Origin of the sequence: Pantoea rwandensis, from assembly GCF_002095475.1 — a bacterium.
GTDB classification, from domain to species: Bacteria; Pseudomonadota; Gammaproteobacteria; order Enterobacterales; family Enterobacteriaceae; genus Pantoea; species Pantoea rwandensis.
In genome coordinates this window covers 1-12402 of record NZ_MLFR01000009.1, presented here as the reverse complement: position 1 = coordinate 12402, position 12402 = coordinate 1, and the positions used below count along the sequence as shown (strand labels likewise).

The window sequence follows — 12402 nt, the reverse complement described above, 5'->3', positions numbered from 1 at the left end:
GCAGGATGCTGCTCGCTTGAACAGATTACAGTACGCGACCCAGCGTTTGGCGCAAATGCGCGCCCGCGCCCAGCAGGCCAGGCTGATCGTGCGTGATCATATACACCGGGATATCGACCAGATAATCACGGAAACGGCCTTTATCTTCAAACGCGGCACGGAAGCCGGAAGCTTTGAAGAAGTCGAGGAAGCGCGGCACAATTCCCCCTGCGATGTACACGCCACCAAAGGTGCCGAGATTGAGCGCCAGGTTGCCACCGAAACGCCCCATAATCACGCAGAACAGCGAAAGTGCACGACGGCAATCGATACAGCTGTCTTTCAATGCGCGCTCGGTCACGTCTTTTGGCTTCAGGTTTTCAGGCTCGCGCTGGTCAGATTTGACGATGGCACGGTACAGATTGACCAAGCCGGAACCTGACAGCACGCGCTCCGCCGACACATGGCCGAGTTCTGCGCGCAGCACTTCGAGGATTTCGCCCTCTTCTTCGCTGTTCGGGGCGAAGTCAACGTGCCCACCTTCTCCCGGCAGGCTGACCCAGCGTTTATCAACGTGTACCAAATGGCTGACGCCCAATCCGGTGCCGGCGCCATAAATGGCAATCGGTTTGCCTTCTACCGGCGATTTGCCACCAAACTGAATCACTTCATTGTCGGTCAGCATCGGGATTGCCATCGACACGGCGGTGAAATCATTGATGATTTCGAGACTGTCGAATGCCAGATGTTCTTTCATCTCACGCGTTGAAAATGCCCAATCGTGGTTGGTCATCTCCACCCAATCACCGGTGATAGGACAGGCGATGGCGATACAGGCATGCTTAATGTCCAGCTTTTGTTCGTCGAGATAAGCACGAATCACCGCTTCGAGATTGTCGTAGTCTGATGTTGAGAATGTTTTGGCCTGGGAGATGGCGCCGGTTTCCACCTCACACAGGGCGAGGCGGGCGTTGGTGCCGCCTACATCGCCGACCAGGGCGTATTTTGTCATTCTTCTGCTGCTCCGCTTGGGTCATAAACAATTGCAGGACACTATATAAGAGCCTGCCAATAAAACAATAACGCCCACCAGCACGATGAGCGTAAAGCGTTCTGGTGCGTGGCACAGCCTGACAATCAGCGGCTTAACTGTATAGAGGCAACTTTCCGAAACTGTCGCCCCCAAGCCATCGGACTGCACGGAGAAACCGGAACGTACAAGCAGTACTTCAGGATTCTCAGGCATCACCGGGTCCAACGTGGCGAGCGCAAAACGCCTCTAGCCACCGTTGCGCTGATGCAATGACGCGGTGACCTTGCGCAGCAGCGGCGGCAAATCCTGTTTCTCCATCACCACTTCCACCAGCGTCAGGCGACGATTAAGCATTAATTGCTCCATCACCGCCGTTAACTGCACCGTTTCGCTCACGCGCCAACTTTGTGCCGCACACTCGACGCTCATCGCATGGGGCAGCGCGGTCCAGTTCCACTGTGCGATGTCGTTGTAGCGCTGTTCAGCGCCGTGAATCGCCCGCTCAACCGTGTATCCATCATTATTGATCAGGAAGATAATGGGTTGCTGCCCGTCCCGCTGCATGGAACCCAGTTCCTGGATCGTCAGTTGCGCGGAACCGTCACCGATAATCAAAATGACGCGACGGTCGGGTTGTGCCGTTTGTGCACCAAAGGTCGCCGGTAGAGTATAGCCAATCGATCCCCATAACGGTTGCACCAGCAATTGTGCTGCCGACGGTAAACGCAGCGCGGCGGCCCCGAAGGCGGCAGTGCCCTGATCGGCCAGGATAATATCACCCGGTTGCAGGAAGCGCTGCATCGCCTGCCAGAATGCGCGCTGACTGATTATCGCATCATCGTTTTGCTCAATTTCTTCGCAAGAGGCGGTGTCAGCAAGCGCCCAATGTGCGCAGTGACGTTGATAAACAGGCAACAATGCGGAGAGCGCCTGCGCCATGCTGAGCGGTGCAAAGCATTCCCCTCCTACCGTGGCATGAAACGGTTGCAGGTCGATCACACGCTCTGCGGGTAACTGCTGGGTGAAACCGGCGGTCAAGGTATCGGTGAAACGCACGCCCACGCACAGCGTGACATCGGTCTCTTCAATAGCTCGACGTACCCGATCGCTGCTGCCCTCGGCGGCATAAGTACCCACATAGCCAGGCTGTTGCTCATCGAGCACGCCTTTGCCCATCAGTAATGTGGCGGCGGGGATACCGCGCAATTGCCGGAGTGCAAACAGCGGCGATTGCAATTGCCAACGCGAAGCGAGGAAATCGGCCAGTAACGCAACGCGCTGTGCAGGAGCCAGTAAGCGTTCGGCGGCAGCAGCAAATACTGCCGCAACTGCGGTGTCCTGATGGACAGGCACACCAGGCTGAACATCAGGTATCGCAATCTCCGTCGCCGCGACATCCACCGCCAGCAGTAAGTAGCCAGGCCGGTGCTGGTGAAGCGCCTCCTCTATCACACGGTCAATTTCTTCAACCGCATTCTCCGCTGTCAGCACCGCGCTGGCGGTACTCACCTCTTGCGCCATGCGCAGGAAGTGATGGAAGTCGCCGTCCCCCAGAGAATGGTGCACGCAATCACCTTGCTGTTGTGCGCGACTGGCAGGCGCGCCGACAATATGAATCACCGGAACATATTCTGCATAGCTACCTGCAATCCCATTGATCGCGCTGAGTTCGCCCACGCCAAACGTGGTGAGCAACGCAGCAGCACCGTTGCAACGGCCATAACCATCCGCTGCGTAGGCCGCATTTAACTCATTGGCACAACCGACCCAGGCAATCTCAGGGTGGGCGATGACGCTGTCGAGAAATTGCAGGTTGTAATCACCTGGCACGCCGAACAGATGACGAATGCCAGCTTGCTCTAAACGGTGCAGTAAATAGTCGCCAACGTTGAGGGGTTTCATCGACAGCTCCTTCTTAAGGGGATGATCGAAGTATCAGCGATGTGGCTGAATGGGCGAGATTTTCATCATCAGCGCATGGGAATTTGTGGCAAGCAATCGTTACGACGACAGAAAATTCTGTAAGTTGGGATCTTCGGCGCGTTTCAGCTTAGTGTAAACGCATACACTGCTATGCTGATGTCACTTTCTCCCCTTTTGAGACAGGAACGCTGCATGAGTGTTTTTCCCCATCCCGAACGTTATCAACAGATGCAATATCGTCGCAGTGGCCGAAGCGGCCTGAAATTACCCGCGATTTCACTCGGTCTCTGGCATAACTTTGGTGACAGTACACGTGTCGATAATAGCCGTGAATTACTGCGCCATGCCTTTGATCGTGGCATCACGCACTTCGACCTTGCCAACAACTATGGGCCACCACCAGGTTCCGCAGAATCCAATTTTGGCCGTATTCTGCGTGAAGACTTTGCCGGACTGCGCGATGAGCTGATCATCTCCACCAAAGCCGGTTACACCATGTGGGACGGTCCTTACGGCGACTGGGGTTCACGCAAGTATCTGATTTCCAGTCTGGATCAGAGCCTGAAGCGCATGGGTGTGGAGTATGTTGATATCTTCTATCACCACCGTCCCGATCCGGAAACGCCGCTGGAAGAGACCATGCGTGCGCTGGATCAGGTGGTGCGCCAGGGTAAAGCGCTGTACGCCGCGATTTCCAACTATCCGGCAGATAAAGCAGCCGAGGCGATTGCCATTCTGCGCGATTTAGGCACGCCATGCCTGATTCATCAGCCTAAATACTCCATGTTCGAACGTGCACCGGAAGAGCAGGGTTTACTGGATGTACTGGGTGATAATGGCGTTGGCTGCATCGCCTTCTCTCCGCTGGCAGGCGGCGTGCTGACTGACCGCTATCTGCAAGGTATTCCTGAGGATTCGCGCGCGGCCAGTGGCAGCCAGTTCCTGAATGAAAGCCAACTAACCCAAGAGAAGATGGAAAAAGTGCGCAAGCTGCAGGCCATCGCGCAACAGCGTGGGCAAAAGCTGGCGCAAATGGCGCTGAGCTGGGTGCTGCGCGATGCGCGCGTCACATCGGTCCTGATTGGTGCGAGTAAAACCGCGCAAATCGATGATGCGGTGGAGATGTTAAGCCAACCCGTGCTGACAGCTGAAGAGATCGACGCGATTCATCACATTTTGGTGTAAACGTTTACCCACCCGGCTCAGGCCGGGTGTTTTCCGCAGCAGAAAATTCTCAATTCAGATTTCCCTCAGCGTTTTCAGACTCACTCTCAAGGCAACACTGGACCGATGTGGCACACTAGCGCAACGGTGGCAGTGATAAGCCACTGAAAAGGAGAAGTTATGAAACGTGCAATTTTGTTTGCCGCCTTGCTGGCAACACTCTCACCCCTGGCGATGCACACAGCAGAAGCCAATAGTGCCACCATCAATTTGGGTCCAGGCGTTACGCTGCATCTCGGCGATCGCGATCGCCACGGCAATTATTGGGACGGTGGTCGCTGGCGTGAACCACGTTGGTGGAACGATCGCTATCAATATAATGATCGCCGCTGGTGGCGTCATGAAGAGTGGCGTCGTCATCAGGCTTACGAACGTGAGCGTGAACGCCGTTGGCATGAGCGGGAACGCCGTGACCATTGGCGTCATGACCATCGCCACGATGATCGCCGCGACCATCACGATCACCATCATCATTAATACAAAAATCCCGGCCTAATAGCCGGGATTTTCTTTTCTTCATGCTGACCAACCGAATAGTTACCAGCCGAGCGCTTCACCCACCAGCAAATAGAGATTTAGCGCCACCACCAACACCACAATCAGACGACCGGCGTTCTGCATCAGGCGTGAATTCACCATCTCATCGCCCATCAATTCACGATTGCCGGTAAAGGCAAGCAACGGAATCAACGCCAGCGCGATACCAAAGCTGAGTAGCACCTGGCTCATCACCAGAATGCGCGTCGGATCCCAACCGGCCCAGATCACGATAAAGGAAGGCAGCATAGTGATGGTGCGACGCAGCCACAGCGGGATATGGAAGCGAATAAAGCCCTGCATCACCACCTGCCCTGCCAAAGTACCGACTACGGTAGATGACAAACCTGCGGCAACGAGGCTCAAACCAAACACGATTGCTGCCGCATGGCCGAGTAGCGGTTGCAGCGTCAAATAAGCCTGATCGAGATCCACAATGCTGGTATGACCGCTAAAGTGGAAAGCCGCCGCCGCCGTCGCCATCATCGCCAAATTCACAAAACCCGCGATGGTCATGGCAATCGCCACATCCAGTTTGGTAGATGAATAGCGATCCGCTTTGCTGCCAATGTTGCCGTGTTGCGTCAACGCTGAGTGCAGGTAAATCACATGCGGCATAATGGTGGCACCCAGTACACCGGCAGCCAGAAACACCGCATCTGATGAAGGCAGTGAAGGCAGCGCCATGCCAGTGACCAGTTCACTCACTTTTGGCTGTGAGAAAAACAGCTCAACAATATAGGCTGCCGCCACAAACAGCAGTAGCCCACCGATCACCAGCTCCAACGGTTTCTGCCCGCGGTTTTGCAACATCAAAATCAGGTAAGTGGCTACCCCAGTTAACACTGCACCTTGTAGCAGCGATATGCCGAGCAACAACTTGAACCCCAGCGCCGCACCAATGAATTCAGCGAGATCGGTCGCCATAGCAATGATTTCAGCCTGCACCCAATAGAACCATACGGCAGGACGTGGAAAACGATCGCGGATATGCTCGGCAAGATTTTTGCCGGTAGCAATCCCTAGTTTGGCGGACATGAGCTGAATCAGCATCGCCATCACGTTGGCCCAGACCACCACCCAAAGCAGCTTGTAGCCGTAGGCCGCACCTGCCTGAATATTGGTGGCAAAGTTACCGGGATCGATGTAGCCAATCGCCGCGATGAAGGCAGGGCCGAGCAGCGCGAGTTTAATCTTTCTGGCTCCGCGAGCGGCGCGCTCAGCGGTGCGGCTTTCTGACATAGTGTGGACCCTGTCCTAACGCTTGTTGACCCGTACAGAATACAGAGCCACCAAGGCAAGTGAATTCGATTTTAGTTATCGTATTAATAGATGGTGCTATGAAGTATAGCCATTGCTATATCTTGCGGTAAAGCCAGATCTTGCCAAAATGTTTGCAACAGGAATCACTCTACTCTTGGGTTATTTTATAGACAATGTTTTTGTGGATATTTCTTGTGAAGAGTTTGTGAACAGGTTGTGAGCGGTAAGACTTTTCTTAGAAATTAGTCGATATCGAATACTTATAATGTGGTTTTGATCTCGTTTTTAAGTAACGCGTTACATAGAATACGCAACAAAATACAACCCTCCTCAAATTTGGAGCCGACATGTCCCATATTTTGCACTTTCTTTTGGCATTAGTGGTGGTAGCCGCACTGGCCTTACTGGTCAGTCACGATCGTAAAAGCATTCGCATTCGCTATATCGTCCAGCTTCTGGTGATTGAAGTTCTGCTGGCGTGGTTCTTCCTTAACTCTGAAGCGGGCCTCGGCTTCGTGAAAGGGTTTGCGGGGGTGTTTGACCATCTGCTCAAGTACGCCGCCGAAGGCACCAACTTCGTGTTTGGCAACATGAGTGAGAAAGGCCTGGCCTTCTTCTTCCTTAATGTTCTGTGCCCGATTGTGTTCATCTCGGCCCTGATCGGTATTTTGCAGCATTTCCGTATCCTGCCTTGGGTTATCCGCGGCATCGGTACCGTGCTGTCAAAAGTGAACGGAATGGGCAAGCTGGAATCCTTTAATGCCGTGAGCTCTCTGATTTTGGGACAGTCAGAAAACTTCATCGCGTATAAAGATATTCTCGGCAAAATGTCTCAGCGTCGTATGTACACCATGGCCGCTACGGCGATGTCGACGGTTTCGATGTCCATCGTGGGCGCCTATATGACCATGCTGCAACCGAAGTACGTGGTGGCTGCGCTGGTATTGAACATGTTCAGCACCTTTATCGTGTTGTCACTGATTAACCCTTACCGCGTCGATAGCGAAGAAGATCTGCAGTTGCAGGATCTGCACAAGGGTCAGAGCTTCTTCGAAATGCTGGGTGAATACATCCTCGCCGGTTTCAAAGTGGCGATCATTGTTGCCGCTATGCTGATTGGTTTTATCGCCTTGATTTCCGGCCTGAATGCGCTGTTTGACCTGATCTTCGGCATCAGCTTCCAGGGTGTGCTCGGTTATGTGTTCTATCCGTTTGCGTGGGTGATGGGCGTACCGTCCAGCGAAGCGCTGCAGGTGGGCAGTATCATGGCGACCAAGCTGGTTTCAAACGAATTCGTGGCGATGATGGACCTGCAGAAAATTGCCGGTCAGCTCTCTCCACATGCGGAAGGTATCCTGTCTGTGTTCCTCGTCTCTTTCGCGAACTTCTCTTCAATCGGGATTGTGGCAGGTGCGATTAAGGGCTTGAACGAAGAACAGGGTAACGTGGTTTCGCGCTTCGGCCTGAAACTGCTGTACGGTTCAACCCTGGTGAGCGTGCTCTCTGCTGCTATCGCCGGTCTGGTTCTGGCCTTCTGATGTACCGGGCGAGCTGCGGCTCGCCCTTCTCTTCTTATTTATGCCTTTCTGTTCTATCTCGCGTTCAACCCCATAGTTCCCCCGTCATCCGCTGCTTCCCCAACATTCGCAAAACCTTTGCACAATATTGAATTTCCGTCACGGTTGCCTGCGCCCGTAGTTTTTCTCCATAACGTCACATCTGGAGAATCGTATGAGCATTCAATTTCTTGGCATGATTGGCCACCGTCTGGCTTCCGAGATTATCCCGGCTAGCGGTCCGCTGTTCGATAAAGACTACATCGCGCGTTTTTTCCCGCGCCCATGAAGAAGCGGGATTTGACCGCATTCTGGTGGGTTATTGGTCCGATCAGCCGGATGGATTCCTGGTCACCGCGCATGCGGCGGCACACACTTCCAAACTGAAATTCCTGCTGGCACACCGTCCAGGCTTTGTCTCCCCTACGCTGGCAGCACGCAAGCTGGCCTCACTCGATCATCTCACCGACGGTCGTCTGGCGGTGCATATCATCAGTGGTGGCAGCGATGTCGAGCAGCGCCGCGATGGCGATTTCCTCAATAAGGCTGAACGCTACGCGCGCAGCGACGAATTCCTCACCGTGCTCAGGCAGAGTCTGGAATCCAGCCAGCCTTATGATCATAAGGGAAACTTTTACCAGGCTGAGCAGGCGTTTTCTGCCATCAAGCCCGTACAGAACAAACTGCCGGTCTATTTTGGCGGATCGTCACAGGAAGCGATTGATGTGGCTGCCCGTCATGCCGATGTGTTTGCTTTGTGGGGCGAACCGCTGAAAGGCGCGGAAGAGACGGTGCGCAACGTGCGAGCCGCTGCGGCTCAGCACGGGCGTGAAATTGATTTCAATATCTCGTTCCGTCCGATCATCGGTAAAACCGAGAAAGAAGCTTGGGAGCGCGCCGAGCACATCCGTGAACTGGCCGAAAAGCAACTGCAAGAGACCGGTTTTGCTTTTGGCAAACCCAAGCCGCAAAGCGTCGGAGCGCAGCGTCTGCTGGCGGCCGCCAATGAAGGCGATCGTTTGGACAAAGTGTTATGGACCGGTGTCGCTAAGCTGGTGCAAGGCGGCTACAACTCCACCGCGCTAGTAGGAACCGCCGACCAGGTTTCCGACGCGCTGTTGGAATACTATCGCCTCGGCATTCACAGCGTATTGATTCGCGGCTTCGATCCGCTGAATGATGCGGTGGAATATGGTCAGGAGCTGATCCCACTGACGCGTGAAAAAGTGGCTGCGCTGGACGTCACTGAAAAAAGGAGCGCCTGATGCGTCTGGCTGCACTGTTTACCGGTGTTGCGCTGGCGCTCTCCACGCTCAATCCGCTTTTTGCCGCCGATAAAGTCACGCTGCGTTTGGGCGATGTTAAAGGCGATCGTTTTGCTGCATTAAAGGCCTCTGGCGAACTTAACAACCTGCCTTACGATCTCAAACTCACTGCATTTGACTCAGGTGCACCTGTGCAAGAGGCGTTAAATGCCGGTGCGCTCGACGTTGGCTTCACGGGCGATCTGCCATTCCTGTTTGTATTTGCTGCTGGCGCCCCCGTCAAGGCCGTGGGGGCTTGGCAGAATAACCCTGACAGTATTGCCCTGCTCACGCGGCCCAACGCTGGTATTCATCGTTTGCAAGATTTGAAAGGCAAGCAGATCGCGGTGAATAGAGGTGGCTGGGGACATTATCTGCTGCTAGGTCTGCTGGAACGCGCCGGGTTAAAGCCTGATGACGTCACAATGCGCTTCCTGGGCCCGGTGGATGGCCATGCCGCGCTAACGTCAGGAGCGGTATCCGCTTGGGCACCTTGGGAGCCCTACATCGCTACCTCTACCGCAGTGGATGGCACGGTGCGCGTCCCGGACGGCGGTGGCAAAGGCATTATGTCCGGTTATTCGTATGCGCTGGCACGTGACGAGGCGTTGAGTGATGCCGGTAAACGTAAAGCCATTGCCGACCTGTTAGCACGCCTGGCGAAAGCACAAATATGGGCGCAGCAACATCCACAGGAATTTGCCAGCGTGTTAGGCAAGACACTGAATATGCCTACCAACATCACCAGTAGCTGGATTGCCGATGCACGCATTCGTCCGCTGGTGTTTGATGCCAACCTGATCCCTACGCTGCAAAAATCTGCCGACTTCTTCCATCGCTATCAGGTATTGCCAAAGGCGATTGATGTCAGCAAAGCCTTTGATTTTAGTTTGTCTGCTCAGGCCAATCAGGTCGCCAAAAGCGCGCCGGGAGATAAATCATGAGTGTCTATCAGCATCAGCGTTTACGCGATTTTGTCGCTAATCTGGCTACGTTACTCGACAAGAATCCCGATGAAGCGACTGTTTTAGAACAGGGCAGTGCTTGGCTGGCCGACTTGATCCAGTATGACGACTGGCTCGATGAAGCCTATACCCAGCCGCACCCCGAACATTATCAACAATATCTGCTTTACGCCGATGCCCAGCAGCGCTTTTCCGTAGTGAGCTTCGTTTGGGGGCCGGGCCAGCAAACGCCGATTCACGACCATCGCGTGTGGGGTTTGATTGGCATGTTGCGCGGGGCGGAAATATCACAATCCTGGCAGCCGGGGCCGCACGGCCTGCAGCCGGAAGGCGCTCCGGTGCGTCTCGATCCCGGCAGCGTTGAAGCCGTCTCGCCCACCGTCGGCGATATCCATCGTGTCAGCAATGCCTATGACGATCGCGTCTCGATCAGCATCCACGTGTATGGCGCCAATATTGGCGCGGTAAAACGCGCGGTGTATCGCGAAGACGGCAGTGAAAAACAGTTTATCTCCGGTTACAGCAACCGTTACTTACCGAACATTTGGGATCTATCACATGAGTAAACCCGTTTTCCCTTTCCGCCAGGCTGCGGACATTCTTGAGGCACTGCGTCAGCAGCAGGAAGTGGCCATTGTTGATGTGCGTGACGAAGCGTTGTTTGCCACCGGCCATCCGTTGTTTGCGGTCAATATTCCACTTTCTAAACTGGAGCTGGAGCTGCTGGATCGCATCCCTCAGCAGAGCACAGCGATCACGATCTATGACAATGACGAAGGGTTAGCGCAGGCTGCTTCAGAGCGTTTCGCTGCACTCGGCTACCGCAATGTCGCGCTGCTGAAAGATGACTTAACCGGTTGGCAAGCAGCAGGTGGCGAACTGTTTATTGATGTGAATTCACCGAGCAAAGCCTTTGGTGAATTGGTTGAACATCACAATCACACCCCTTCACTGTCCGCCGATGAAGTGCAGCATCTCATCAACAGTGACGCAAACGTGGTAGTACTGGATGCCCGCCGTTTTGATGAGTACCAGACCATGAGCATTCCAAGTGCCACCAGTGTACCCGGTGGTGAATTGGTATTGCGCGTGCGTGACCTTGCCCCCTCGCCAGAAACCACCGTGATTGTGAACTGCGCAGGACGGACGCGCAGCATTATCGGTACGCAATCGCTGGTGAATGCCGGGATTCGCAACCCGGTTTTTGCCCTGCGCAACGGCACTATTGGCTGGACGCTGGCGGGCCACCCGTTGGACCATGGCCAGTCACGTCGCTACGGTGAAACCAGTGAAACGGCGCAGCGCCAGGCGGCCAATAATGCACGCAACATCGCCGATCGTGCTGGTGTGGAGCGTATTCCATTGGCAACCCTGAAACGCTGGCAGCAGGAGCCGCGCACTACCTATCTGTTTGATGTGCGGGATGCCGAAGAGTACGTCGCGGGTCAGTTGCCAGGCAGCCGTCACGTACCCGGCGGACAGCTGGTACAGGAAACCGACCACTACGCCAGCGTACGCGGCGCACGTATTGTGCTAGTGGATGACGATGGCGTGCGCGCCAACATGACAGCTTCCTGGCTGGCCCAGTTGGGCTGGCAGGTTTCGGTGTTAGAAGAGTTACAGTTGGGTGACTTCAGTGCAACCGGCAACTGGAAAGCCAAGGTGCCCCCGGTTGCACAGCCGGAATTTATCTCACCACAGCAGCTCGCAGAATGGCTGGCGGAGGGACAGACGCAAGTGCTGGACTTTACGACTCGAGCCAACCACCTCAACAACCATATTCCCGGCGCGGGTTGGTTGTTGCGCTCAACGTTGCAACAGCAAGGTAAAGCCGTACTGCCTGAAGCGCGACGCTATGTGCTGACCTGTGGGAGTAGCCTGCTGGCCGGTTATGCCGTGGAGCAGGTGGCGGAGCTTACCGGTAAACCGGTATTTGTGCTAGAAGGTGGTAATGCTGCCTGGCGCGCGGCTAAGCTGCCAACTGAGCAAGGCGAACAACAGTTGCTGTCACCTGCGATTGACCGTTATCGCCGCCCCTATGAAGGCACAGATATCGAACCCGGTGTGATGCAAGCCTATCTGGATTGGGAATATGGTTTGGTGGCGCAGTTGGATCGCGATGGAACCCATGGTTTCCGCGTGCTGCCTGCGCAAGTGCCAACCGCAATGGCTTGAGTGCTGCTCAGTGCGCAATAAATTGCGCCGTTACAAGCTTGTGCGGGTTTGACAATCGTGCGCACAGAGCGGTAGCGGCGCGATTCATCGCGCAATTAAGCACGTGAGGCGGGGTATCTCGATGGAATAAGCACTCTCAGCGCGCACGAAGCGGTAGCGGCGCGATTCATCGCGCAATTAAGCACGTGAGGCGGGGTATCTCGACGGAATAAGCACTCTCAGCGCGCACGAAGCGGTAATGGCGCGATTCATCACGCAATGCGGAATATCTCGATATCTTTCGGGTTTTGAATTTTTACTATTGTTCAGGATGAACAGAGATTTGGTGGAGATAAGCGGGATCGAACCGCTGACCTCTTGCATGCCATGCAAGCGCTCTCCCAGCTGAGCTATACCCCCACATCTGGAAATCATTCTTCAGTGCCTATCGTATGAAACGATTT

The 12402-nt window shown here is 54.7% G+C and carries 9 protein-coding genes, 1 tRNA gene and 1 pseudogene; 7 read left to right on the top strand and 4 right to left on the bottom strand.

Annotated features, from left to right (window positions below):
• Positions 1-25 precede the first annotated feature (25 nt).
• Positions 26-991, bottom strand: coding sequence for a glucokinase (glk, locus tag HA51_RS10880; protein ID WP_084934535.1), 966 nt, complete (start codon positions 989-991; stop codon positions 26-28).
• A gap of 267 nt (positions 992-1258) precedes the next feature.
• Positions 1259-2914, bottom strand: coding sequence for an alpha-keto acid decarboxylase family protein (locus HA51_RS10875; RefSeq protein ID WP_084934534.1), 1656 nt, complete (start codon positions 2912-2914; stop codon positions 1259-1261).
• Between the two features lie 213 nt (positions 2915-3127).
• Here HA51_RS10875 and mgrA point away from each other — a divergent pair, with 213 nt between their 5' ends.
• Both mgrA and HA51_RS10865 read left to right on the top strand, forming a co-directional pair.
• Positions 3128-4120, top strand: coding sequence for an L-glyceraldehyde 3-phosphate reductase (mgrA, locus tag HA51_RS10870; protein WP_084934533.1), 993 nt, complete (start codon positions 3128-3130; stop codon positions 4118-4120).
• 159 nt (positions 4121-4279) lie between these two features.
• Entirely contained in the window at positions 4280-4636 is a 357-nt protein-coding gene (locus HA51_RS10865) for a DUF2502 domain-containing protein (RefSeq protein ID WP_084934532.1), read from the top strand.
• Positions 4637-4696: 60 nt separating this feature from the next.
• Here the strand turns inward: HA51_RS10865 and HA51_RS10860 are convergent, their stop codons facing one another.
• Positions 4697-5938, bottom strand: a complete 1242-nt coding sequence (locus HA51_RS10860; protein ID WP_084934531.1) for an Nramp family divalent metal transporter — start codon at positions 5936-5938, stop codon at positions 4697-4699.
• A gap of 368 nt (positions 5939-6306) precedes the next feature.
• On the opposite strand from HA51_RS10860, the gene HA51_RS10855 reads away from it, so the two are divergent.
• From HA51_RS10855 to HA51_RS10835, 5 genes and pseudogenes are all read left to right on the top strand, one after another.
• Positions 6307-7497, top strand: a complete 1191-nt coding sequence (locus HA51_RS10855; protein WP_084934530.1) for a NupC/NupG family nucleoside CNT transporter — start codon at positions 6307-6309, stop codon at positions 7495-7497.
• Positions 7498-7690: 193 nt separating this feature from the next.
• Positions 7691-8780, top strand: a pseudogene (locus HA51_RS10850) (LLM class flavin-dependent oxidoreductase).
• Positions 8780-9763, top strand: coding sequence for an ABC transporter substrate-binding protein (locus tag HA51_RS10845; RefSeq protein WP_084934529.1), 984 nt, complete (start codon positions 8780-8782; stop codon positions 9761-9763). The pseudogene HA51_RS10850 and the gene HA51_RS10845 overlap by 1 nt, the downstream one beginning before the upstream one ends.
• Positions 9760-10350 carry a cysteine dioxygenase family protein gene (locus HA51_RS10840; RefSeq protein WP_084934528.1) on the top strand — a complete coding sequence of 197 codons (591 nt, stop codon included), beginning with the start codon at positions 9760-9762 and terminating at the stop codon, positions 10348-10350. Before HA51_RS10845 ends, HA51_RS10840 begins: the two co-directional genes overlap by 4 nt.
• The gene (locus tag HA51_RS10835; RefSeq protein ID WP_084934527.1) at positions 10343-11959 is read left to right on the top strand and encodes a rhodanese homology domain-containing protein; all 1617 of its coding nucleotides are present in this window, start codon (positions 10343-10345) and stop codon (positions 11957-11959) included. The genes HA51_RS10840 and HA51_RS10835 overlap by 8 nt, the downstream gene beginning before the upstream one ends.
• A gap of 323 nt (positions 11960-12282) precedes the next feature.
• Here the strand turns inward: HA51_RS10835 and HA51_RS10830 are convergent.
• Positions 12283-12358: transfer RNA gene (locus HA51_RS10830), tRNA-Ala, on the bottom strand.
• Positions 12359-12402 lie beyond the last annotated feature (44 nt).

Coding starts and splice junctions, on each gene's coding strand:
- glk (WP_084934535.1), bottom strand. CDS start 991: ATGACAAAATACGCCCTGGTCGGCGATGTAGGCGGCACCAACGCCCGC.
- HA51_RS10875 (WP_084934534.1), bottom strand. CDS start 2,914: ATGAAACCCCTCAACGTTGGCGACTATTTACTGCACCGTTTAGAGCAA.
- mgrA (WP_084934533.1), top strand. CDS start 3,128: ATGAGTGTTTTTCCCCATCCCGAACGTTATCAACAGATGCAATATCGT.
- HA51_RS10865 (WP_084934532.1), top strand. CDS start 4,280: ATGAAACGTGCAATTTTGTTTGCCGCCTTGCTGGCAACACTCTCACCC.
- HA51_RS10860 (WP_084934531.1), bottom strand. CDS start 5,938: ATGTCAGAAAGCCGCACCGCTGAGCGCGCCGCTCGCGGAGCCAGAAAG.
- HA51_RS10855 (WP_084934530.1), top strand. CDS start 6,307: ATGTCCCATATTTTGCACTTTCTTTTGGCATTAGTGGTGGTAGCCGCA.
- HA51_RS10845 (WP_084934529.1), top strand. CDS start 8,780: ATGCGTCTGGCTGCACTGTTTACCGGTGTTGCGCTGGCGCTCTCCACG.
- HA51_RS10840 (WP_084934528.1), top strand. CDS start 9,760: ATGAGTGTCTATCAGCATCAGCGTTTACGCGATTTTGTCGCTAATCTG.
- HA51_RS10835 (WP_084934527.1), top strand. CDS start 10,343: ATGAGTAAACCCGTTTTCCCTTTCCGCCAGGCTGCGGACATTCTTGAG.